The sequence below is a fragment of the Pseudomonas sp. DWP2-2 genome (assembly GCF_049897065.1).
GTDB classification, from domain to species: Bacteria; Pseudomonadota; Gammaproteobacteria; order Pseudomonadales; family Pseudomonadaceae; genus Aquipseudomonas; species Aquipseudomonas paracarnis.
The window spans coordinates 95,750-117,391 of sequence record NZ_JAFCVN010000009.1 but is presented as its reverse complement, the minus strand read 5'-3'; the positions used below and the strand labels follow the sequence as shown (position 1 = coordinate 117,391).

The window sequence follows — 21,642 nt, the reverse complement described above, 5'->3', positions numbered from 1 at the left end:
ATTTTCTGTGAGGAGTTTGTGATGAGTAAAGAAGACAAACGCATTCGCGAACTGGCGCATCAGATCTGGGAGTCTGAAGGCAAGCCCGATGGCGCCCACGATCGCCACTGGGAGATGGCGCGCAAGCTGGCGGAAGCCGAGGCGCTGACGCCGAGCAAGCCTAAACCGGCCGCCAAGCCGAAAACCGCGCCCAAGGCTGCGGCAAAGCCCAAACCTGCTGCGCCTGCCGCCGCCAAACCCGCGGCGAAGAAACCCGCCGCCCCGAAGAAGCCCAAACCGCCCGCCCCATGATTTCTCGGGCCTGCAGCACGCATTGCGCGCTGCAGGCCCTTTTCCGTCCAAGCCATGCGCTGAAGCACCGTCAGTACGGCGGCGTTCGGCCCGAAAAAAGACCTTTTGCAGGAGCAACTCGATGAGCAAACCCGACAACACCACAGCGACGCCGGTTCATGAGCCGTCGCGGATCCGTGAAGGTTTGCCCTTCCCCCTCGGCGCCACCTGGGATGGCCTGGGTGTTAATTTTGCGCTGTTTTCCGCCAACGCCACCAAGGTGGAGCTGTGCCTGTTTGACGATACCGGCGAGGTCGAACTGGAGCGCATCGAACTGCCCGAATACACCGACGAGATCTTCCACGGCTACCTGCCCGATGCTCACCCCGGGCTGATTTACGGCTACCGCGTATACGGTGCCTATGACCCGGCCAACGGTCATCGTTTCAACCACAACAAGCTGCTGATCGACCCCTACGCCAAGCAACTGGTGGGCGAACTCAAATGGTCCGAAGCGCTGTTTGGCTACACCATCGGCCACCCGGACGACGACCTCAGTTTCGATGAACGCGACAGTGCGCCCTTCGTGCCCAAGTGCAAGGTCATCGACCCGGCGCACACCTGGGGCAACGACCAACCGGTACGAGTGCCGTGGGACCGCACGATCATCTACGAAACCCACCTGCGCGGCATCAGCATGCGCCATCCTTCGGTTGGCGAGTCGGTGCGGGGCACCTGCGCCGGCCTGATGGAAGATGACGTGCTCAAGCATATCCGCCAGTTGGGCATTTCCTCGGTCGAGCTGCTGCCCGTGCACGCCTTCGTCAACGACCAGCATCTGCTGGAAAAAGGCATGACCAACTACTGGGGCTACAACAGCATCGCGTTCTTCGCCCCCGACCCGCGCTACCTGGCCAGCGGCAAGATCGCCGAATTCAAGGAGATGGTCGCGCACCTGCATGAGCAGAAGCTGGAAGTGATTCTGGACGTGGTCTACAACCACACCGCCGAAGGCAACGAGCGCGGCCCGACCCTGTCGATGCGCGGCATCGACAACGCCTCCTACTATCGCCTTATGCCCGACGACAAGCGCTTCTACATCAACGATTCCGGCACCGGCAACACCCTGGATCTGAGCCACCCGTGCGTGCTGCAAATGGTCACCGACTCCCTGCGTTACTGGGCCACCGAGATGCACGTGGACGGCTTCCGCTTCGACCTGGCGACCATCCTCGGGCGCTACCGCGACGGGTTCGATGAGCGCCACAGTTTCCTCGTGGCGTGCCGCCAGGACCCGGTGCTGCGCCAGTTGAAACTCATCGCCGAACCCTGGGACTGCGGCCCCGGTGGCTACCAGGTGGGCAACTTCCCACCAGGCTGGGTGGAATGGAACGACCGCTTCCGCGACACCGTGCGTGCGTTCTGGAAAGGCGACGACGGCCAACTCGCAGACTTCGCCGGGCGCATGACCGCCTCGGGCGAGATGTTCAATCACCGCGGGCGCAGACCGTACAGCTCGGTGAACTTCATCACCGCCCACGACGGCTTCACCCTGCACGACCTGGTGTCGTACAACGACAAACACAACGAAGCCAACGACGAGAACAACCAGGACGGCAGCAATAACAACCTGTCCTGGAACCACGGCGTCGAAGGCCCTACCGACGACCCGGAGATCAACGCGCTGCGCCTGCGCCAGATGCGCAACTTCTTCGCCACTTTGCTGCTGGCCCAGGGCACTCCAATGATCGTCGCCGGGGACGAGTTCGCTCGCACTCAGCACGGCAACAACAACGCCTATTGCCAGGACAGCGAGATCGGCTGGGTCAACTGGGATCTGGACGATGACGGCAAGGCGCTGCTCAAGTTCGTCAAGCGCCTGATCAAGCTGCGTCTGGCGTACCCGATCCTGCGGCGTGGGCGCTTCCTGGTGGGCGACTACAACGAAGACATCGGCGTGAAGGACGTCACCTGGCTCGCGCCGGATGGCAACGAAATGACTACCGAGCAATGGGAAGACAGCCAGGGCCGCTGCCTGGGCATGTTGATGGATGGCCGCGCCCAGGAAACCGGGATTCGCCGTGCCGGGGCCGACGCCACGTTGCTGCTGGTGGTCAACGCCCATCACGACCTGGTCAATTTCCGCCTGCCGCCGGTGCCGGAGGGCGAGTTCTGGACATGCCTGCTCGACACCAACGACCCGGCTGTGCGTGGCCAGGAACGCTTTGATTTCGAGCATGAGTACGCGGTCACCGCTCGCTCGCTGCTGCTGTTTGAACTGCAGCACGAAGGCGAGGTGTGAAATGGCGTTGCACGGTTTCCTCCAGGGCTACCGGGGCTATGCCGACACGCAAGCCTTGGGTAACGCCCTGAGGGCCCTTCAAGAAGAAGGCCTTGATCAACTGCCGTTGCCGGGCAGCGGCCAGACCCTGTCCCGCTTGAGCCAACTGGCCCAGGTGGCCGGGCATGACTTGCGCCTGTGCAAGTTGTTCGAAGGCCATACCGATGCCCTGGCGATCATTGCCGAACTCGACAGCCCCTTGCCGCCGCTGGGCAGCACCTGGGGCATGTGGGCGGCCGAGCCGCCGAATGCCAAGGTGCACGTGCGTCGCGACGGCCAGCGGCTGCTCGTCGAGGGGCGCAAAGCCTGGTGTTCCGGTGCGGCGGTGGTCAGCCATGGTTTGCTGACGGCCTGGGACGAAGAGGACCGCCAGCAATTGGTGGCCGTGGCGATGGATCAACCGGGCATCACGGTGACGGATGAGGGTTGGAAGGCGGTGGGCATGGCGGCGACCGGTAGCGTCGACATCCTGTTCAGCGCCGCCAGGGGAATTGCCGTGGGCGGCCCGGGCGACTATCTGTCCCGTCCGGGCTTCTGGCACGGTGGGATCGGCATTGCCGCGTGCTGGTACGGCGCGGCGCAACGCCTGGGTGAAGTACTGCGCGCCCAGTGCGCCACACGTGCAGAGCCCCATGCGCTGGCCCACCTCGGCGCGGTCGACAGCGCGCTGAAAAGCGCCGCCTGCGTGTTGCGCGCCAGCGCCGCGCAGATCGACCGCGAGCCTCGCGCTGATGCGCGGCAACTGGCGCAACAGACGCGTGCGTGTATCGAGGACACAGTCGAGCAGGTGATCCAGCATGTGGGCCGCGCGGTCGGCGCCGGGCCGTATTGCAAGGATCCGCACTTTGCCCAGTTGATGGCCGATTTACCGGTGTATGTGCGGCAAAGTCATGCCGAACGCGACTTGGCCGCCCTCGGTGAACAGGTCGCCGGCGAGCCCACAGGGAGATGGGCGCTATGAGGCCCAATGCGATTGTTGGCCAGGGCACGCCGTTGAGTCACTGGCAAAACAGCGCACGATTGGCCGAATTGCAGCACATCAGTGTGGCGCAGTTGGTGCCGCCAGGGCATCGAGCGGTGATAGTCGCCCCGCATCCGGATGACGAGGTGCTGGGCAGTGGTGGCCTGCTGCAAGGGCTGGCTGCGCTGGATCGCCCTATCCAGTTGATCTCCGTCACCGATGGCAGCGCCAGCCACCCGGGCTCCCGGCGCTGGCCGGTGGAGCGTCTGAGTGTGGTGCGTCCGCAGGAATCGGCCCAGGCCTTGCACCGCCTTGGCTTGCCGCTGCACAGTTTGAAATGGCTGCGCGGCGGGTTTGCCGATAGCCATGTGGCCGAGCGCGAAGCCCAGCTCTGCGAATTTATCCAGCGCCACCTCAAGCCTAACGATGTGGTGTTCGCCACGTGGTGCGAGGATGGGCATTGCGACCATGAGGCCGTGGGCCGCGCCAGCGCCAAGGCAGCCAAGGCCGTCGGTGCAGTGCTGTGTGAACTACCGGTGTGGACTTGGCACTGGGCCACCGCCGAAGACCACAAGGTGCCCTGGCATCGGGCGCGCAAGATTCCGCTGACCGCTGAGCAAGTGGCACGCAAACGCCATGCGATCCACGCCTTCGCCAGCCAGTTGGAGGGCGACCCGCAAATCGGTTTGCCTGCGGTGCTGGCGCCCTATGTGGTGGAGCGCTTGCTGCAACCTTTTGAGATGGTGTTCGTATGAGTGTGGCAACCCCCTACTTCGACCAGTTGTTTGCCGGCAATGACGACCCTTGGGCTTTTCGTCAGCGCTGGTACGAACAACGCAAGCGCGCCCTGACCTTGGCCGTGCTGACGCGGCCGCGCTATGCGTCGATATTCGAGCCGGGTTGTGCCAACGGCGAACTGAGTGCCGAGTTGGCCCTGCGTTGTGAACGCCTGCTGTGTTGCGACACTGCAACTGCGGCGGTACGGCTGGCACAAGCGCGGCTGGAGTGTTTTCCTCATGCCCGGGTGGAGCAGCGTCGCCTGCCGGAACAATGGCCCGGCGGGCAATTCGAGCTGATCGTATTGAGTGAGCTTTGTTATTACCTCGATGCAGGTGATTTTAATCGTCTGATCGATTGCGCACTCGCCGCCTTGACCGCTGACGGGCAAATCCTGGCCTGCCATTGGCGAGTGCCCATTGACGGTTGCCCGCAAACCGCCGAACAGGTGCACGCCGTGCTGCAACAGCGTCTGGGTGTAGCACCGTTGGTGCAGTACCAGGACCCGGATTTCCTGCTCGACCTGTGGAGCCTGGATGGCACCTCGGTCGCTCGCCATGAGGGTTTACGATGATCGGTATTCTGATCCCGGCACATAACGAAGAAGCCCTGTTGGATGATTGCCTGCGGGCTGCGCGGATCGCCGCCAACCACCCGGGCTTGCTGGGTGAAGCGGTACAGATTCTGGTAGTACTCGACAGTTGCAGCGATGCCAGCGCGGCGATTGCCCAGGCCCACCAGGTGCATTGCCTGCACGTGCAGGCGCGCAACGTCGGGCACGCCCGCGGCGTGGGTGCAGGGTACTTGCTGGAGCAAGGCGCGCGGTGGATTTCCTGCACCGACGCCGACAGCCGTGTCGCCCCTGACTGGTTGGTGGCCCAACTGGCCCAAGGCTGCGACGCGGTGTGCGGCACAGTCACCGTGGACGCCTGGAGCGAAGGCTTCGACCCGGCTGCGCAGATTCGCTATCAGCAGGCCTACCAGGCCCGCGATGGGCATCGGCATATTCATGGGGCCAACCTGGGCGTGAGTGCCCGCGCCTACGTAGAGGCCGGTGGGTTTGAACCGCTGGAATGCCACGAGGATGTAAAACTGGTACGTGAATTGGAGCGTTGCGGTGCCTCCATTGCCTGGAGCCATGCGCCGCAAGTGGTGACTAGTGCGCGACTGGATTGCCGGGCTGAGGGTGGGTTCGGTGATTACTTGAAGAGCTTGATGCGGGCTGGGTAAAACAGCTGACTGATCCAATATCCCCGTCGATTGGGGCGCCGTCATCGCAGGCAAGCCAGCTCCCACAGGGGGCTATGTTGCCCACAAAATCAGCGCCTGGCACAGATCTCTGTGGGAGCTGGCTTGCCTGCGATGACGTCAGCCCAGCAAACATCGCATCAAAGTTGTGCAGATACCCGTGCCTGTCTATGCTCCTAACGCCTTGCATGGCATTCCTTGATTGGCATGCCGCGCACTCACCCAGCGGAGCCTGCGGTGAAGACAAGAGCGTCGTCCCGTCAACGGGGTACGACCCGGTATCAACCGACAAGGATGTGACACCCCATGAAGCCTGCCTCCTTAAGCGAAGGCCGTCGCGGCCCCGTGCAAATCTGGAACAGTGCGCCGCAGTTGGCGCAAACCCCCATCATCTCCCTGAACACCCTGGTACCACCCGGTGCTCGCGTCGTGGTAATCGCACCTCATCCTGGCGATGAAGTGCTGGCGTGCGGCGGTTTGCTGCAACTGCTCAGCACCCGCGAGCATCCGCTGCAATTGATCTCCATCACCGACGGCAGCGCCAGCCATCCCGGCTCTCAGGTATGGCCGGCCAGCCGCTTGAGCGTGGTGCGCCCCCAGGAAAGCGCCGAGGCCCTGCGCCGATTGGGCATGCCTTTGCACAGCCTGAAATGGATTCGTGGCGGGTTTTGTGATGATGCACTGGCGGCCCGTGAACAGCCCATGAGCCAATTCATCGCGCGCTACCTGCAACCTGGCGACGTGGTGTTTACCACCTGGCGCAACGACGGCAATGACGACCATGACGCCGTCGGTCGCGCGAGTGCCAAGGCGTGCAGCCTGGTAGGTGCGCAACTGTATGAACTGCCGATTTGGGCCTGGCATTGGCCGGCCCGGGAAAGCGCGGTAATGCCCTGGCAACGTGCACGCAAGGTCCGCCTGGACACTTGGACCGTCGCGCGCAAGTTGCACGCCGCCCATGCCTACGCCAGCCAGTTGGTGGGTGACCCACAAATTGGCTTACCGCCGATGCTCGCGCAGATATTGCTGGAGCGCATGCGCGAGCCCTACGAAATTCTGTTCACCTGAACACCACCCTGTAGGAGCGAGCTTGCTCGCGAAAAACCTCAACGATAACGCGTGCGTCCTGGATAAACGCGGCGCCCATGAGTCTTTCGCGAGCAAGCTCGCTCCTACAGAGTTTGGACTTTTCCCTACAGACTCAATCTGTCAGACTGATGCGAATAATTATCAACAGATTTACTATTCGCCACGGAAGGCACTTGGGGAGCCCTACTTTCATGTCTGTGCAACAACGCGGCGGCAACGTTTTTACACCCAGTCTGATGGCAATCACTATCGCGCTAGCAACCTCCAATGCGGCCATTGCCGCCGACGCCGAAGCACCGGCCACCATCGAGCTGGGCGCTACCCAGGTCTCGGGCCAACAGCTTGGCGCAACCACCGAAGGCAGCGAGTCGTACACCACCGGCTCGATGAAGACCGCGACCAAACTGCCGCTGACCCTGCGCGAAACCCCGCAGGCCGTCACCGTGATCACGCGCCAGCGCATGGATGACCAGGCCATGACCAGCATCAACGACGTGGTCAACGCCACGCCGGGGCTGTTCCTCAATTATTCCAACGGCCCTGGGCGACAAGCCTTCACCGCACGCGGTTTCGATATCGACAACCTCATGTATGACGGTATCCCCAGCGGCTACAACGGTGCGTCGGTAGGCGCCCAGCCGAACCTGGCAATGTTCGACCGCGTCGAAGTGGTGCGCGGCGCTACCGGCCTGGTAACCGGCGCAGGCAACCCTTCGGCCGCCATCAACCTGATCCGCAAGCGGCCACTGGATGAGCAGAAAGTTACCCTCACCGGCGCGGTCGGCAGCTGGGACGACTACCGTGGCGAGCTTGACGCCTCCAGCCCACTCAATGACAGTGGCACCTGGCGCGGCCGCGTCGTCACCTCTTACCGCGATGCCAACAGTTTTATCGACAAGGCCGAGCAGGATCATGGCCTTTTCTATGCCGTGACCGAAGCCGACCTGAGCGAAGACACCACCCTGACCCTCGGTTACTCGAACCAGAAGGACAAGACCAACTACTTCTGGGGCGCTTCGATGGTCGGCCTGGATGGGCGCCACCTGGGCCTGTCGCGCTCCTATAACCCAGGCACCGATTGGGAGAACAAGGACCAGGAAATCAACACCGTGTTCGCTGAGCTGCGCCAGCGCCTGGCCAACGACTGGAGCCTGCAGGTCAACGCCAACTATGCCGAACAGAACGCCTTGTTCTCCGGCTCCTACCAATCGCGCTGGACCAACGACACCCTCGCCCGCACGGTGTACCAGGCCAGCTACGATGAAAACCAGGCCGGGCTCGACGCCTTTGCCAGCGGCCCGTTCGAGGCGTTCGGCCGTACCCATGAACTGGTGGTGGGCGCCAGCAAGCGCATCTACGACATGACCACCCACAACTACAGCCCCTACGACCTCAACTGGCCGATCAATGCGGGCAAGCCGAACTTCACCCGCACCAACAACGTTCGCGAAGTCACCACCCAGGACGGTTTCTACCTGACCAGCCGCCTGAGCCTGGCCGACCCGCTGAAGCTGATCCTCGGCGCTCGCCTGGACTGGTACGACTACGACAACCGTGATGCCGCCGGCGACTACAAGGTCACCCGCAACCTCACCCGCTACGCCGGCCTGATCTACGACCTGGACGACCAGCATTCGGTATACGTGAGCTACAGCGACATCTTCACGCCGCAAAAAGAAAAGAGCACAGCCGGCACCCCACTCAAGCCCATCGTCGGTAAAAATTATGAGGTTGGCGTCAAAGGCGAATATTTTGGTGGCGCGCTGAATGCCAGCGTGGCGCTGTTCCGCGTCGACCAGGAAAACCGCGCCGTGGCCGTGGTGGTGCCCAACTGCCCGCAGGCGTCCTGTGCAGAAGCCTCGGGCGAAATCCGCAGCCAGGGTATCGACTTCGAACTGCAAGGCGCCTTGACCGAAAACTGGCAGGTCGGCGGCGGCTATACCTATGCGCGCACCCACACCATCAAGGACGACGCCAACCCGCAGAAGGTCAACAAGCAGTTCGATACCGACATCCCGGAGCACCTGTTCAAAGTGACCACACGCTACAACTTCCAGGGCCCGCTGGAAAAACTCCGGGTCGGCGGCAATATCTCCTGGCAGAGCCGCATGTACAACGACATCAAGCTAGCGGATGGCAGCAACTACCGGCTCCAGCAAGGCGGCTACGCCGTCACCGACTTGATGGCGGGCTACCGGGTCAATCAGCACCTGGACGTGCAGCTCAATGCCAACAACATCTTCGATCGCCACTACTACCAGTCCATCTCCAACTCAGTGACTTATGGTGGCGACTCCTATGGCAGCCCCCGCAATATGATGCTGACCGCCAAGTACAGCTTCTGAGCCTGATGCCCACCTCGGCTGCCCGCTCGGGCAGCCGTTCTTCAAGTCCCACGCCCACATGCCGATAACGCGTGGGTAACCGGCGACAATCCTGAATATCTGCTTCACTCCACAGCGATGCGCCTGTGTGGCACACCGCGTGCTTGCTTGACCTCGACGCCCCCCTCTCATGGAGTAAGAGTGAATGCCCGTCCGTTTTCAAGAGCACTATCGCAAGGCCGACCGCATCATGCTGGCATTGATCTGGCTGATGTTCCTGTTCTCCCTCGGCCTGGCGTTCTGGCACGATACCCTCATGCAGGCCGTGATCGTCGGTGGGGGCACCGGCGTGGTGCTCACGGCGCTGTATCGCGTCATCGGCGGCACCCGCGTGATGCGCTGTGCACTGGGCGCCGGCTTGATGGTGATGGCGGCGTTGCACATCAACCAGGCGCACGGAGTGATCGAATCCCACTTCGGCATTTTCGCGCTGTTGGCGGTGCTGACCTTCTACCGTGACTGGCTGCCGATTTTGGTGGCGGCACTGACCATCGCGGTGCATCACGTGGTGTTCCATGCCTTGCAGCACCAGGGTTTTCCTGTATTTGTGATGGAGCATCACGGCGGCTGGACGATGGTGTTCGTCCACGCCTTCTATGTGGTGATGGAGACCGTCGCCCTGCTCTACCTGGCCTTCCATAGCCAGGCCGAAGCGGTGGAGAGCCAGGAAATGCTGGAGAAGATGCTCGCCGTTACCTCGCAGTTCACGGTGGAAACCGCCCAAGGTGAAGGCAAGGCCCACGTATCCCTCGCCAAGCGGTTCGACCACTTCCTGCAGCAACTCACCCACCTGATCGACGGCGTCGCCCGCGACTCCCATGGCCTGGGCCAGCTCGGCCAGGAACTGGCCAGCGCGAGCGGCACCCTGGAAAAAGGCGCACGGCATCAACTGGCCCAGATCGGCGAAATGACCGGTTCGATGCAGCGCATGGAAGACGCCATGGGCCACATTACGGTGCAGGTCGAACAGGCAGTGGCACATGCAGGCCAGGCCAGCCAGCAGATTGTGCGCGGCCAGGAAAGCGTCGGCCGCGCCCAACATGAAATCAGCCAATTGGCCTCGCGCATCAACGGCACGGAGTCGACCGTGGAATCCCTGGCGGTGCAGGCAGAGCAAATCGGCTCGGTGCTGGAAGTGATCAGCAGCATCGCCAACCAGACCAACCTGCTGGCCCTCAACGCCGCCATCGAGGCTGCCCGCGCCGGCGAGCAAGGCCGTGGCTTTGCCGTGGTTGCCGATGAAGTGCGCAGCCTGGCCCAGCGCACCGCCCTCTCCACCCAGGAAATCAAGAGCATCATCGAGGGCCTGCAACACGGCAGCCGACAAGCCGTCGAAGCCATGCACGCCAGCCGCGAAGGCGTAGAGCGCTGCGTGGCAGACAGCCAAGTGGCCGTGGACATGCTACGGGCTGTGGGCGAGGACATCGCGCACGTCGACCAACTCAACGGCCACATCGTCACCACCACCCGCGAGCAGACCTCGGCAAACCTGGAGATCGTCGAGCGCTTGCAGTCGGTACAAAGCATCGCCCAGAACACCGCCGACGACGTCGAGACACTCGCCCGCAGCAGCGAACGCCTGCCACCGATCGCGGTACGGCTGGATGCGTTGGGGCGCAGATTTCATCCTTGAGCCCAACCCGGAACATGGCGAGTCAGAGAGAACAGGTGGGCAGAGCGCTGGAGTGCATCAAGGTTCCAGATGCGGAGCCATCAAGGCGGCAAACCAATCGATGAACGCGCCAAGGCGACGAGAGCGTTGGCGGCGAGTCGGGTACAGGACTGAAACGCACATGGGGGCCGGCCGATAGGCCGCCATCACCTCCACCAATTCGCCGCTGTCCAATAAATGCTGAACATCGAACAACGGCACCTGAATCAAGCCAAGCCCTGCACAGCATCCTGCGATATAGCTTTCGGCATTATTGACCACCACACGGCTCGGCATCATGACAGCCTGCGCGGTGCCATCGACGCAATATTCCCAGGCCGTTTCCTGCCCGCCTGCGCTCGTGCTGTAGCCGATACAGACATGCCGGTTTTGCAGATCGCAAGGCTGTGTGGGCACCCCGAATTCCGCCAAGTATGCGGGGCTCGCGCAATTGACCAGCAACACCTTGCCCAACGGTTTCACCACCAGGCTGCTGTTCTGCGGGGTGCCAAAACGAATGACACAGTCAACACCTTCCTGTACCAAATCAATGGCGCGATCGGTGGAGCCCAGGCCGAGTTGGAGCCCAGGGTAGCGGCGGAGAAACTCGGCCAACGCAGGCATCACCAGGCGCCGCGCTATGCGGCTGGGCACGTCCACTTCCAGACGGCCCATGACCTGTTCCTGATGGCTGTTAAACAGTTGGTCGATATCATCGATGTCCAGCAAGACCTGGCGCGCCTTCAGCAGTAACTGGGTGCCATCGGCGGTCAGGGAGACCTTGCGGGTTGTCCGGTGCAGCAGTCGAGTGCCGGCATTGGCCTCCAGCTGTTGAATGGCGGCCGACACGCTTGCGCGTGGCAGCCTCATCAGCCGTGCCGCTTGTATGAAACTGCCAAGCTCTGCGACCTGAACGAAGACGCGGTACTGTTCGATTCTATCCATGGGCTCTCAATGCTCGGGGGGCACGGATCGATCGGCGCTCACCACGTCTGCGCCTGTGCGTTGACCGTTTACTTGGTGGTGTAGCCGCCATTGATCAAAATTGTCTGGCCAGTCACCCACCAGCCGTCACTGACCAGGTTACGGATGAACGGGACCACATCCTCAATATCTGTCAGGCCCGTGCGCGAGAACGGCGACAGCGCGGCAGCCGTCTTGTGGTAACTGACCGCATCCTCACCTTCGGCCGGGTAGAAGAACGGCGTGTCCATCGGCCCCGGCCCTACTGCTGTGACCGAAATACCCCGAACGCCCAGCTCCTTCGCCGCCGCTCGCGTAAATTGCTCTACCGGCGCCTTGCTGCCGGCATATGCAGCGTAGAAGGGCGTGAAAGCGCCCAGCAGTGAAGTGACAATAGTGCAGATCTTGCCATTGTCATTGAGGTGCTTGCCGGCTTCCTTGATAAAAAAGAACGCAGTCTTGGAATTGACGGCCATCATCTCGTCGTACTCCGCCTCCGTGATTTCAGCCATTGGCTTTTTCAGCACCTTGCCCACGGTATTGATCGCGATGTCCGGCCTGCCGACTGCCGCGACGGCATCGTTGAAGAGTTTTTCCATCGCTCCCGCCGTGGTCAGGTCTGCTTGCAAGGCCACAGCCTTCGCGCCTAGCGCCTCAATTGCGGTGACGGTTGCGTTCGCGTCAGCCTGGCTGGAATCGCTGTTGTAGTGCACGACCACAGCCTTGGCGCCATGCTTGGCCAGATCGCGGGCGATCAACCCGCCGAGGTTCTTCGCACCACCCGCGATCAGTGCAACCTTGCCGTTGATTGAATGATTAGGCATGACAACATTCCTTTAATTGGGAGAAGTACGCCGCCATTCTAGAGTGGCCCTCGACAAAGATAAGCACACCTTGGCTGGATGCAGTGTTCAGAGATACTGGCTAATCACAAACGCCCTATCGGTGAATTAAAAGGATGTGAGGTACGCTACACTCCGGCCTTGCACGCCGGCCAAGGAAGCCCCCATGAGTACTCGTGGCAGAGACCGACAGATCGACAATATCGAATTCAACGTAAGCGACATTGCCCGCAGCAAAGCCTTCTACGGCGCTGCATTCGGCTGGACTTTCGTCGATTACGGCCCCACCTACAGCGAGTTCAGCGATGGCCGGCTCACGGGTGGTTTCACCACCGGCGAGCCTGTGCGGCCGGGCGGCCCCTTGGTTATCGTGTACGCAGATGACTTGGACAGTGTGCAGCAGAGGCTTCAACAGCTGGGAGCGGTGATAACCCGCCAGACATTTTCGTTTCCCGGTGGCAGCCGGTTCCACTTTACCGATCCGGATGGGTATGAGTTAGCGGTGTGGAGTGCTGCGTGATGTTGAGCGTAAACTCAACAGGGTCTGTGTCACTCAAGCGGAGTACCCAATATGGAATACGACGAAAAACTGATTGAGGAAGCCGTACTTGCCCTGCTGACCACCTTCAGCTTTGATAACGGCAACTCATGGAAAGGCCACGACTTTCAAATAATGAACCGACTCCACGAGCAAGGTTTTATCAGTAATCCGGTGAACAAAAACAAATCCATTTGGTTGACGCAGGAAGGCTTGGAACGGGGCAGGCAAATTGCCGATCGGTTGTTTGGCGCGGCACCTGAAGCGCTCGCGGGGCCATAAGCCCAGCCACGGAGTGTTAAACCGCGCTTCATGCGTTTATCCTCAAGACTCCCCGACCTGCCAACCCGGAGCCGCCATGGACCTCGCCACCCTAGCCCTCTTCCTGCCCGCCTGCTTCGCCCTGAACATGGCCCCCGGCCCCAATAACCTGCTATCCGTGAGCAACGCTACCCGCTATGGCTACCGCACCTCCTGCCTCGCCGGTCTCGGCCGTCTGCTGGCCTTCGCCGGCATGATCGCCCTCGCGTCCGCTGGCTTGGCGGTGGTACTGCAAACCTCGGAGTTGTTGTTCTACGGGATCAAGATTCTCGGCGCGGCGTATCTGTTTTACCTGGCATATCAGCTATGGCGCGCAGACCCGCAGCAGCAGGTGGACACCGCGCCGAGCAAGGTAGGCCTGTGGGCCTTGGCGCGGCAGGAATTTCTGGTGGCCGCGGGCAACCCCAAAGCGATCCTGATTTTCACCGCCTTCCTCCCGCAATTCGTGGTGCCCGGCCAACCCATCACCGCGCAATTTGCCCTGCTGGGTGTGATGTTCCTGGCCTTGGAATGGGTGGCTATCAGCGCCTACGCCTATATGGGCCTGCATATGCGCCGCTGGTTTGCCGAGCCGAAGGGCAAGCGCCTGTTCAATCGCTGCTGCGCGGGTTTGTTGTCAGCGGCCGCGGCGGTGTTGTTGACTGCGCGTAAGGCATGAGTGAGGTGTGAATGCGCCTGTGAAGATAGCCGTCATCGGTATCCACCTACCTTCAGTACGAGGCTGCACCTGTGGCGAGGGAGCTTGCTCCCGTGACGACCTGGCAGCCGACGCTGACATAACTGATGCCCCGCGATCCAAAGTGGGAGCTGGCTTGCCTGCGATGACGGCCTGGCAGCCGACAACGATCCCACTGATGCCCAAGTTGCGTAAATACCTAGGCTATCTCAACGGCAAACCATACCTCACCTCCAGCAGCGCCACACCGCCCCTCTCAAGATGGCGCTCTGTCCCGGCCTCCTCGACGCACCCCGACCGGCGATAAAATCGAATCGCCCTTTCATTACCGGCCAAGACCCACAGCGTTAAACGCTCATAGCCTTGCGCCAACAGGTCCTGCAAGCCGGCATTCCACAAGGCCCGCCCGACGCCGGTGTGCCAATACTCGGCGAGTACGTAGATGGCCATGACCTCACCTGCAATGGCCTGCACGGCGTCTTCGTCACGGCTGGCGCCGACGGCTATCCAGCCAACCACCTGCTGGCCCACCTCGGCGACCCATACCGTTGACTCACCCGAGGCAATCGAGCGTACCCAATGGGCTTCGCGCCTAGCCAGCGTTGCTTGCAATCCGCTCAAGAACTGGGCAGGCATCAGGTCACGATAGGCGTCTTGCCAACTGCTGATATGCACCTGGGCAATGGCTTTTGCGTCGGTGGGTAATGCTCTGCGAATCATGGAGATGCTCCTGAAATACGGTTATTCCAGTATGCATGCCCGTCGATGACAGAAAGCCCTGCGCTGAACAGGGCCCAATATCAATGCCAACCCCAATGTAGGAGCGAGCTTGCTCGCGAAGAACTTCAACGATAACGCGGGCTTCCTGAGTGAACGCGGCGCCTGTGGTTTTTTCGCGAGCAAGCTCGCTCCTACAGTTGCAGGGCGATTCCGGCGTCGATGAAGAACGCCGGGCCCCGCGTGAAGGCTCCAGCCAATGTCACCCCTTGGTCAGATCCACCAAAGGCGTCTGCCGCACCTCAGTCTCCCGCCCACCCTGAATCTCGCTGACCTGCTTCAAGGCCTTTTCAACAGCCGCCTTATCCGCCAACAAGCTGTAGCTGATACGGAACTGCTTATGTTCCTTCGCCCCGATCGTAGGCACCAGGTTCAATGGCCGCTGATAACGACGGTTGTACGAAAAACTCGTCCCCGGCTCCAACCCCGTGACATAGCCCTGCCCTTGGGTATCAGTGTTCTTCCACAGGGAAAACACCGGCAGTGTCTGCGTATTGAAGCCAACCGAAACCCCCAGGCTGCCGGCCTTGTTATGCAGCACGGTCAAGGTATCGCCCTTGGCATCGGCATACGGCACCACGTTGTAAACCGTTTCGTCATAGTCCTTGGTCGGCGCACGGTAGGTTTGCCAGTCGGCCAGTTCGCCCTTGGCCTTGTCGTTGAACGGCGACACCTGCTTCACTGGCGCAACGAAACGCGCGCCCTGCTCCAGGAACGGCGTGCTGAAGTTACTGTGATACAGCGCCTGGTATTCCTTCGGATAATCGCCATTGTTGGTCAGCGTGTCGTTGAGGGCGAACACCACACTGCCAGGCTCGGTGACCAGTTCGGTCGCAACAGAGAAATCGACCTTCTTGAACGCCTGCTCTTTCAACTCGCCACGCAGGGTGATCGCGTACGGCGGTTTTTCATCGATATGCAGGGTGACTTTATTCGCAGGAATATTCGCGGCCCGACCGTGCAGGGTCAGCAGTTCGCCGTTGTCGATGCCAGGATGCCCCACCCATTCGTAGCCGCAACGAGTAACCAGCTCATTGAAACCTTCCAGCCAACCCAGACCACCACGGCCATTGAGCTCGATGAAGGACGGATTCACCACTTCCTTGACCGGCGAATCCCAACCCATACGCACATCACCAACCGACGCCTGCAACACGTTCATGCCACGGGTCGGCACTACCGAGAGCTTCAACGTGCCGTTGTCGATATCCACGATGCTCACACCCTCCTGCCGACCGCCGTGCAAGGTGCGCAGGGTGACGCTGAAGGGCTTGTCGGTTTGGATGCCGAGTTGCTGGCTGCTGACCTGCCAGTTCTGGGCGGCTTTGTCCGTGTCGAGCAACACGTAATCCCAGGCCAGGGCTTGAGAGGCGGCAGAGAATGCGCTGAGGGCAACGAGGAGTTTTAGCGGGGTCATGGCGGTGGCCTTTATTGGAGTTGTTTGTGATTTATAAACTCGATGAAACGTTTCAGCAAGCTTAAAAGACGCGACAGTGTGGGGAAAGGCCATGAAGAAGGTGGAACAGATAAGGAGGTCAAGGCGATGCGCTTGCGGGCAGGCTGGAACGAAAACGCGAGTGGGCGGTGTATGAGCTTTGGTCCATCCGTGCCGGTTACAACCTTGCGTTGACTCATTGGCTGCAAACGGCCAATTGCAGACCATAGATAACCTGCTAGGCTTCGGGATGTGGCCAAAAGCCATATCGCTTTTCCTATTTCTGGCGCGACACATGAGACAGAGCAGGGAGTGATGCACAGGCAAGGAGCACAATCAGACACAGCAGCGGAAAGCATTACACCACTTTTGCCGTCTATTTATAGTTAGAAACTCACATCTGAGCACGAAAGGAGCGCTGCGAACAAAATTCAAAAACAAGCCAAAGACGAACCAATCAACTGAAATCCAGCCAAAGGATCTCAAAATGAAATCGACGACCGTCTCAGCTACACCCAAAATCAGACTCACTGGAGACACAGGCACAGCGATTGAAGTGGATATTTCAAATCTAAATGCTACCCCTGATCAAAAGATAGCGCTTGAAAAGCTTCTGTCCTCTGGAGATTTAAACTCACTTGACCAATCTGAGCGAGATCTAATAAAGGATCTAAAGGCCTACGTTGGACTTGGAACAATAACGCCTCAATTCTTGGTTAGATTCGATACAACATGGGTAAAAATCGACGAAATTTAACGTAAGCGTGGTGAAATTGAACTATAAGATATTGTTATCAGGCATGGGGAGCATTCAAGCCTTTTTAAGAGCTGAATCAATTTCAGCCAAGGAAGCATTGAATGTTTCCCTTTTCTCCCTTGATATTCTTGCAGCATACAAACTCGAAGAGATAGTCGCCCCGAAGGAGATACTGTCATGCCTAGCCGATTATAGTGAAGTATTTTTAACAAATACACCGAGCGCAGATTTTATTAAGTCCGTCATAAAAAATTACCCACAAAAGCCCCCATCAATACATAGAGATATAAGTGAATCCAATTGCACTGAAGAGCTATTCAAGTATGGAATAATTTTCAACGAAAACACCACGGATTCATTTGCAATCAAGCCGTGTGAAGAGTTGGTGCTCTCACTTTCTTCACGAGATTTATTCAAATCAATATTTTGGGTTCATGCTGCCTTATCCGCGAAACGCGAACTGAGTGAGACGGAAGCTCTCTCGATAAAGCAAGCAGTTAATTACATAAACATAACGGCCGAGTCAATGGCTGATGCAAAATTGAAGTGGTGGCTAAAAATGGCCAATCTAGTGCCGCATAGGGAGCGCATATGAACATTGAAAAAAATGTAGAGGCGGTGCTAAAGCTAATTAACTGGGTAGTAGCCAATCGAGATAATTTTTCCCACAAGTTAGGCAAAACAACTGATGAGCAGCTTATTCTGCTTAAGCCAATTGGTGAGCTCGCTCTTTGCTGCGACCTAATGATCCGAGGAAATTTGCATTCCGTAGCAGCGAGAGAGTTGCTAGAGTGGGCTTGGCTAGAGCTCGACTCTGGCGACTTCCTCAAGTTGGCGCTAATCAGTCGCCCAGGACTAATGATGATTAGCTCTCTTTACGCAACATTTTATCGAAACAACATAAAAAACGAATCCCTAGGGCGATTGATAAAAAACTTCTCAGAGTCAGAGTTCTCAAAATCCATTCAATACCCTTACTGGCGCCGCCTGGATCTAAATAGGGCATTGTGCGACCTGGAAGTGTTTGAAAGCTTAAAATACTCGCCTGATCTTACGTGGTCATATCATCGCCCAGAGCCATGGATCATCGAAAATGATTCAGCCTATGCGCTAACTCACGAAGTTTTCTACATAACAAACTTTGGCGCATCACCTGACTCTCTAACACCAGCAACCACCAGCTACATAAGAACCTGGCTGCCTGCCTGGAAGAGAATTTTTCTTGGTGACAACAACCTTGATATATTTACCGAACTGTTAATGGTTTCCCTATGCATAGGAAAGCCTTACAACGAGCTAGTTAGCTTCAAAATAATTGCTGAATCAATAAGCCCATCAGGGTTCTTGCCTGGCCCGGAAAATGGAGGCAAGAGCCTACTTTCCGGTATCAGGGATGAAGGTAGGTCAATTTTTCTTCAAAACTATCACACTACATTAGTTGGCATAATGGCGTTTAGTCTACTTGAGTCAGCATGCCCCACCAGAGAACTTCTAACCACCGGCTCAACGTGGTCGGATAACATGGGCGTTAGTAACCAAGAAGGTTAGCGGGTTCGAACGATCAATCACCCCAATCTAATGGTCCCTTTTGGCCGAAATCCGCCGGTCAGCCCCCTCCTCCCCAAAAATCCCTCCCCTCACCCCCCACACCTCTCCACCAAAAAATCCACAAACGCCCTAACCCGCGCCGGCATCGCCCCTCCCCCCACAAACACCGCATGAATCGGCTCCACATCCCCCGGGTTAAATTCCTCCAGCAACACCACCAACTCCCCCTGCCTCACCTCCTCCACTACACTAAACGCTCCAATCCTCGCCACCCCCGCCCCCAGCTTCGCCAACTGCGCCAATGCCTCACCACTATTCCCCTCAATCGTCCCCGCCACCTTCAGCGAAAACTCCCGCCCCTCCACCCGAAACGGCCAATCCGGTGCCGCTCTGCGGAAGTTGAAGCGCAGGCAGTTGTGTTGCAGTAAATCCTGCGGCGTCACGGGGGTGCCATGCCGTGCCAGGTAGTCCGGTGAAGCAACGATAACCTGCCCGGTAGAGCCGATAAGGCGAGCAGTCAGGGGGCTGTCGGCGAGGGGGCCGAAGCGGATGGCAACGTCGGCTTGGCCGCCGAGGATGTCCACGACTTCATCGCCGAGCATCAGGTCAACGACGATGGCGGGATAGCGGGCGCTGAAGGCGGCGATCAGGGGGACTATGGTCATGCGGCCGTGGGCCAGTGCGGCGCTGACGCGTAGGCGTCCGCGTGGGGCGCCCTGGTCGGTGATGGCATCTTCGACTTCGGCCATGTCGGCGAGGATACGCCGGGCGCCGCGCAGGTAGGCTTCGCCTTCGGCGGTGAAGGTGATGGCGCGGGTGGTGCGCAGCAGCAGGCGGGTGCCTACGCGCTGTTCGGTGCGGGTGATGATGCGGCTGATGGCCGATGGGGTCAGTCCCAAAGCCCTGGCCGCGCCCGACAGGCTGCCGTGCTCGGCGACCATAGTGAAGACTTCCATCTCTCCCGAGCGCCCGCCGATGTCCATTTGTGCCTCCTGCGCAAAGCTGTAGTTCCCAACCAAGGGCTACTGCTGAAAAAGGCAGGATTGTAGCATTTGGCTCACAGATGAGGAGTCACCCATGCGTATCAATCCCCCCCTTGTAGCATTGTCCGTCGGTGCCTTTGGCATCGGGGTCACAGAGTTTGCACCTATGGGCATGTTGCCCGGTATCGCCGCTGATCTTGACGTTTCCATTCCCGCTGCGGGGCTGTTGGTAAGCGCCTACGCCATGGGCGTGCTGATTGGCGCGCCGATCATGACCCTGGCGACGGCCAGGGTGCCCCGCCGCTATTTGCTGATCGGGCTGATGGCGATTTTTACCCTGGGTAATTTGCTGTCGGCGCTGGCCAGCAACTACCAGACGCTGATGATCGCCAGGCTGGTGACGTCGCTCAATCACGGAGCGTTCTTTGGGATTGGCTCGATTGTGGCCGCAAGCCTGGTGGCGCCCGAGAAGCGCGCGGGCGCTGTGGCGGCGATGTTCATGGGGCTGACCCTCGCAACCATTGGCGGCGTGCCTCTGGCGACCTGGTTTGGCGAAAACTTTGGTTGGCGTACCGCGTTCTGGGGCATCAGTGGGCTTGGCGCGGTGGTCATGGCGGCGCTGTGGTGGGCCTTGCCCAATGCGCCGGCGCCCAAAGGCGGCGGGCTGATGGCGGAAATCCGTGTGCTGGGTCGCGGGCCTGTGCTGGCGGCGTTGGCGCTGACAGTAGTGGGCTCGAGTGCGATGTTTACGGTATTTACCTACATCGCGCCGATTCTGCGGGACGTTACCCACGCTTCGACCAACTTCGTCACCGGGATGCTGGTGCTGTTCGGAATCGGGCTCACCCTGGGCAATGTGTGGGGTGGCAAGTCAGCGGACCGCTCGGTAGACCGCACGTTGATCATCTCGCTGGTGGTGTTGATTGCCGTGCTGTTGGCCTTTTCGGTGCTCATGCAATGGCCGTTGCCCGCTGCACTGTCGATCCTACTGTGGGGCGCTGCCAGCTTTGCTCTGGTGCCGCCGCTGCAGATGCGGGTGATGGAGGCCGCCAAAGATGCGCCTAACCTGGCTTCGGCGATGAACATCGGTGCGTTCAATTTTGGCAATGCGATTGGTGCGGCATTGGGTGGCGCGGTGATCAATGCCGGGCTGGGCTACCCGGCCATATCCCTGGCAGGCGCACTGATGGCGGGCCTGGGCTTGCTGATGGTATTGGGGCTGAGCTGGCGTTCGCGGCGGGCCGACGCACGCGCTGGCCGGGAGGCGGTGCAAGCCTGAGTGGCGTTGCAGGTTGTTCGTCTAGACTTCATGCACCTTTCAACCCGAGGAGCCTTGCGATGAACAACAAAAATACGATCTGCCTCTGGTACAACGGCGATGCCCTGGCGGCAGCGACCTTCTACGCCAACACCTTCCCCAACAGCGAAGTAAAGGCCGTGCACCGTGCGCCTGGCGACTACCCGGCTGGCAAGCAGGGCGATGAGTTGACCGTGGAGTTCACCGTGCTGGGTATCCCCTGCGTGGGCCTCAATGGCGGCCCGGCGTTCAAACACAGTGAGGCGTTTTCCTTTCAGGTGTCCACGGATAACCAGGAGGAAACCGACCGCTTTTGGCATGCCATCATCGACAACGGTGGGCAGGCGAGCGCTTGCGGTTGGTGCAAGGACAAGTGGGGGCTGTCGTGGCAGATCTCGCCGCGGGTGCTGGTCGATGCAGTTACCAGTAAAGATCCTGCCGTCGCCAAGCGTGCATTTGAAGCGATGATGACCATGACCAAAATCGACATCGCTGCCATCGAAGCCGCCATTGCCGGAAACTGAACGGTGGGAGCGCTCGAGCCTTAGCGAGGCCGCGATGGCGGTGGGTCAGGCAGCACAAATGCCAACAGCACCACCGCCATCGCAGCGATGCGGCGACCCGACAAGCCAGCTCCCACTTCTGGATCGCGCGCCCTCCCCCATGCGGCAAAAAAAGTCATACAACGGACGCCCGGTTGCGACACCGTCAATACCGGCCTATGTTCCAAGCCATGCTGTTTTTTTGCTGTCCCCCGCCCTGCGCCCATCCCGTAACCAGGAGA

The 21,642-nt window shown here is 59.7% G+C and carries 22 protein-coding genes; 17 read left to right on the top strand and 5 right to left on the bottom strand.

The window, feature by feature from the left end; all coding sequences use genetic code 11:
- The first annotated feature begins 21 nt into the window (after nt 1–21).
- The 9 genes from ACP7CZ_RS19645 to ACP7CZ_RS19605 all read left to right on the top strand — a co-directional run bounded on the left by ACP7CZ_RS19645 (nt 22) and on the right by ACP7CZ_RS19605 (nt 10,703).
- Nucleotides 22–291, top strand: coding sequence for a DUF2934 domain-containing protein (locus ACP7CZ_RS19645; protein WP_003191595.1), 270 nt, complete (start codon nt 22–24; stop codon nt 289–291).
- Between the two features lie 121 nt (nt 292–412).
- Complete coding sequence (gene glgX / locus ACP7CZ_RS19640; protein WP_054897376.1) at nt 413–2,572, top strand: glycogen debranching protein GlgX; 2,160 nt, start codon at nt 413–415, stop codon at nt 2,570–2,572.
- Between the two features lies 1 nt (nt 2,573).
- On the top strand, nt 2,574–3,572 hold the full coding sequence (locus tag ACP7CZ_RS19635; protein WP_294204275.1) for an acyl-CoA dehydrogenase family protein: 999 nt from the start codon (nt 2,574–2,576) through the stop codon (nt 3,570–3,572).
- Nucleotides 3,569–4,327 (top strand): PIG-L deacetylase family protein, encoded by a 759-nt coding sequence (locus ACP7CZ_RS19630; RefSeq protein ID WP_294204274.1) that lies wholly within the window; start codon nt 3,569–3,571, stop codon nt 4,325–4,327. The genes ACP7CZ_RS19635 and ACP7CZ_RS19630 overlap by 4 nt, the downstream gene beginning before the upstream one ends.
- Entirely contained in the window at nt 4,324–4,923 is a 600-nt protein-coding gene (locus ACP7CZ_RS19625; protein WP_054897373.1) for an SAM-dependent methyltransferase, read from the top strand. The genes ACP7CZ_RS19630 and ACP7CZ_RS19625 overlap by 4 nt, the downstream gene beginning before the upstream one ends.
- The gene (locus ACP7CZ_RS19620) at nt 4,920–5,579 is read left to right on the top strand and encodes a glycosyltransferase (RefSeq protein WP_294204272.1); all 660 of its coding nucleotides are present in this window, start codon (nt 4,920–4,922) and stop codon (nt 5,577–5,579) included. Before ACP7CZ_RS19625 ends, ACP7CZ_RS19620 begins: the two co-directional genes overlap by 4 nt.
- A 324-nt stretch (nt 5,580–5,903) precedes the next feature.
- A complete protein-coding gene (locus tag ACP7CZ_RS19615) occupies nt 5,904–6,665 on the top strand; it encodes a PIG-L deacetylase family protein (RefSeq protein WP_057975790.1) in 762 nt (253 codons plus the stop codon).
- Nucleotides 6,666–6,877: 212 nt separating this feature from the next.
- Nucleotides 6,878–9,031, top strand: coding sequence for a TonB-dependent siderophore receptor (locus tag ACP7CZ_RS19610; RefSeq protein WP_294204270.1), 2,154 nt, complete (start codon nt 6,878–6,880; stop codon nt 9,029–9,031).
- A 184-nt stretch (nt 9,032–9,215) separates the two neighbouring features.
- A complete protein-coding gene (locus ACP7CZ_RS19605) occupies nt 9,216–10,703 on the top strand; it encodes a methyl-accepting chemotaxis protein (RefSeq protein WP_294204269.1) in 1,488 nt (495 codons plus the stop codon).
- Between the two features lie 57 nt (nt 10,704–10,760).
- Here the strand turns inward: ACP7CZ_RS19605 and ACP7CZ_RS19600 are convergent, their stop codons facing one another.
- Both ACP7CZ_RS19600 and ACP7CZ_RS19595 read right to left on the bottom strand, forming a co-directional pair.
- Nucleotides 10,761–11,666 carry a LysR family transcriptional regulator gene (locus ACP7CZ_RS19600; protein ID WP_054919234.1) on the bottom strand — a complete coding sequence of 302 codons (906 nt, stop codon included), beginning with the start codon at nt 11,664–11,666 and terminating at the stop codon, nt 10,761–10,763.
- A 68-nt stretch (nt 11,667–11,734) separates the two neighbouring features.
- The gene (locus ACP7CZ_RS19595) at nt 11,735–12,508 is read right to left on the bottom strand and encodes an SDR family oxidoreductase (RefSeq protein WP_057975786.1); all 774 of its coding nucleotides are present in this window, start codon (nt 12,506–12,508) and stop codon (nt 11,735–11,737) included.
- Nucleotides 12,509–12,692: 184 nt separating this feature from the next.
- On the opposite strand from ACP7CZ_RS19595, the gene ACP7CZ_RS19590 reads away from it, so the two are divergent.
- From ACP7CZ_RS19590 to ACP7CZ_RS19580, 3 genes are all read left to right on the top strand, one after another.
- The gene (locus ACP7CZ_RS19590; protein WP_127882220.1) at nt 12,693–13,046 is read left to right on the top strand and encodes a VOC family protein; all 354 of its coding nucleotides are present in this window, start codon (nt 12,693–12,695) and stop codon (nt 13,044–13,046) included.
- 51 nt (nt 13,047–13,097) lie between these two features.
- Complete coding sequence (locus ACP7CZ_RS19585) at nt 13,098–13,346, top strand: DUF6429 family protein (RefSeq protein WP_003191615.1); 249 nt, start codon at nt 13,098–13,100, stop codon at nt 13,344–13,346.
- A 76-nt stretch (nt 13,347–13,422) separates the two neighbouring features.
- A complete protein-coding gene (locus tag ACP7CZ_RS19580; RefSeq protein ID WP_259038300.1) occupies nt 13,423–14,043 on the top strand; it encodes a LysE family translocator in 621 nt (206 codons plus the stop codon).
- 222 nt (nt 14,044–14,265) lie between these two features.
- Here ACP7CZ_RS19580 and ACP7CZ_RS19575 read toward each other — a convergent pair whose 3' ends face one another.
- Together ACP7CZ_RS19575 and ACP7CZ_RS19570 are read right to left on the bottom strand one after the other, a co-directional pair.
- Complete coding sequence (locus ACP7CZ_RS19575; protein WP_262020134.1) at nt 14,266–14,781, bottom strand: GNAT family N-acetyltransferase; 516 nt, start codon at nt 14,779–14,781, stop codon at nt 14,266–14,268.
- A 259-nt stretch (nt 14,782–15,040) separates the two neighbouring features.
- The gene (locus ACP7CZ_RS19570; protein ID WP_294204267.1) at nt 15,041–16,255 is read right to left on the bottom strand and encodes an aldose 1-epimerase family protein; all 1,215 of its coding nucleotides are present in this window, start codon (nt 16,253–16,255) and stop codon (nt 15,041–15,043) included.
- A 505-nt stretch (nt 16,256–16,760) separates the two neighbouring features.
- Here ACP7CZ_RS19570 and ACP7CZ_RS19565 point away from each other — a divergent pair.
- From ACP7CZ_RS19565 to ACP7CZ_RS19555, 3 genes are read left to right on the top strand one after another with little or no spacing between them, the layout of a single operon-like run.
- Nucleotides 16,761–17,030, top strand: a complete 270-nt coding sequence (locus ACP7CZ_RS19565; RefSeq protein ID WP_072446388.1) for a hypothetical protein — start codon at nt 16,761–16,763, stop codon at nt 17,028–17,030.
- A 10-nt stretch (nt 17,031–17,040) separates the two neighbouring features.
- The gene (locus ACP7CZ_RS19560) at nt 17,041–17,625 is read left to right on the top strand and encodes a hypothetical protein (RefSeq protein WP_294204266.1); all 585 of its coding nucleotides are present in this window, start codon (nt 17,041–17,043) and stop codon (nt 17,623–17,625) included.
- Nucleotides 17,622–18,578 carry a DUF6895 family protein gene (locus tag ACP7CZ_RS19555; RefSeq protein ID WP_294204265.1) on the top strand — a complete coding sequence of 319 codons (957 nt, stop codon included), beginning with the start codon at nt 17,622–17,624 and terminating at the stop codon, nt 18,576–18,578. Before ACP7CZ_RS19560 ends, ACP7CZ_RS19555 begins: the two co-directional genes overlap by 4 nt.
- A gap of 89 nt (nt 18,579–18,667) precedes the next feature.
- Here the strand turns inward: ACP7CZ_RS19555 and ACP7CZ_RS19550 are convergent, their stop codons facing one another.
- Nucleotides 18,668–19,561, bottom strand: coding sequence for a LysR family transcriptional regulator (locus tag ACP7CZ_RS19550; RefSeq protein WP_294204264.1), 894 nt, complete (start codon nt 19,559–19,561; stop codon nt 18,668–18,670).
- A 94-nt stretch (nt 19,562–19,655) separates the two neighbouring features.
- Between ACP7CZ_RS19550 and ACP7CZ_RS19545 the strand changes: the two genes are divergently transcribed.
- Both ACP7CZ_RS19545 and ACP7CZ_RS19540 read left to right on the top strand, forming a co-directional pair.
- On the top strand, nt 19,656–20,840 hold the full coding sequence (locus ACP7CZ_RS19545; RefSeq protein ID WP_014718628.1) for an MFS transporter: 1,185 nt from the start codon (nt 19,656–19,658) through the stop codon (nt 20,838–20,840).
- A 59-nt stretch (nt 20,841–20,899) separates the two neighbouring features.
- Nucleotides 20,900–21,382 (top strand): VOC family protein, encoded by a 483-nt coding sequence (locus ACP7CZ_RS19540; protein ID WP_072446380.1) that lies wholly within the window; start codon nt 20,900–20,902, stop codon nt 21,380–21,382.
- Nucleotides 21,383–21,642 lie beyond the last annotated feature (260 nt).

Coding starts and splice junctions, on each gene's coding strand:
- ACP7CZ_RS19635 (WP_294204275.1), top strand. CDS start 2,574: ATGGCGTTGCACGGTTTCCTCCAGGGCTACCGGGGCTATGCCGACACG.
- ACP7CZ_RS19580 (WP_259038300.1), top strand. CDS start 13,423: ATGGACCTCGCCACCCTAGCCCTCTTCCTGCCCGCCTGCTTCGCCCTG.
- ACP7CZ_RS19605 (WP_294204269.1), top strand. CDS start 9,216: ATGCCCGTCCGTTTTCAAGAGCACTATCGCAAGGCCGACCGCATCATG.
- ACP7CZ_RS19625 (WP_054897373.1), top strand. CDS start 4,324: ATGAGTGTGGCAACCCCCTACTTCGACCAGTTGTTTGCCGGCAATGAC.
- ACP7CZ_RS19615 (WP_057975790.1), top strand. CDS start 5,904: ATGAAGCCTGCCTCCTTAAGCGAAGGCCGTCGCGGCCCCGTGCAAATC.
- ACP7CZ_RS19610 (WP_294204270.1), top strand. CDS start 6,878: ATGTCTGTGCAACAACGCGGCGGCAACGTTTTTACACCCAGTCTGATG.
- ACP7CZ_RS19620 (WP_294204272.1), top strand. CDS start 4,920: ATGATCGGTATTCTGATCCCGGCACATAACGAAGAAGCCCTGTTGGAT.
- ACP7CZ_RS19645 (WP_003191595.1), top strand. CDS start 22: ATGAGTAAAGAAGACAAACGCATTCGCGAACTGGCGCATCAGATCTGG.
- ACP7CZ_RS19570 (WP_294204267.1), bottom strand. CDS start 16,255: ATGACCCCGCTAAAACTCCTCGTTGCCCTCAGCGCATTCTCTGCCGCC.
- ACP7CZ_RS19550 (WP_294204264.1), bottom strand. CDS start 19,561: ATGGACATCGGCGGGCGCTCGGGAGAGATGGAAGTCTTCACTATGGTC.
- ACP7CZ_RS19575 (WP_262020134.1), bottom strand. CDS start 14,781: ATGATTCGCAGAGCATTACCCACCGACGCAAAAGCCATTGCCCAGGTG.
- ACP7CZ_RS19555 (WP_294204265.1), top strand. CDS start 17,622: ATGAACATTGAAAAAAATGTAGAGGCGGTGCTAAAGCTAATTAACTGG.
- ACP7CZ_RS19595 (WP_057975786.1), bottom strand. CDS start 12,508: ATGCCTAATCATTCAATCAACGGCAAGGTTGCACTGATCGCGGGTGGT.
- glgX (WP_054897376.1), top strand. CDS start 413: ATGAGCAAACCCGACAACACCACAGCGACGCCGGTTCATGAGCCGTCG.
- ACP7CZ_RS19585 (WP_003191615.1), top strand. CDS start 13,098: ATGGAATACGACGAAAAACTGATTGAGGAAGCCGTACTTGCCCTGCTG.
- ACP7CZ_RS19590 (WP_127882220.1), top strand. CDS start 12,693: ATGAGTACTCGTGGCAGAGACCGACAGATCGACAATATCGAATTCAAC.
- ACP7CZ_RS19540 (WP_072446380.1), top strand. CDS start 20,900: ATGAACAACAAAAATACGATCTGCCTCTGGTACAACGGCGATGCCCTG.
- ACP7CZ_RS19565 (WP_072446388.1), top strand. CDS start 16,761: ATGAAATCGACGACCGTCTCAGCTACACCCAAAATCAGACTCACTGGA.
- ACP7CZ_RS19630 (WP_294204274.1), top strand. CDS start 3,569: ATGAGGCCCAATGCGATTGTTGGCCAGGGCACGCCGTTGAGTCACTGG.
- ACP7CZ_RS19600 (WP_054919234.1), bottom strand. CDS start 11,666: ATGGATAGAATCGAACAGTACCGCGTCTTCGTTCAGGTCGCAGAGCTT.
- ACP7CZ_RS19545 (WP_014718628.1), top strand. CDS start 19,656: ATGCGTATCAATCCCCCCCTTGTAGCATTGTCCGTCGGTGCCTTTGGC.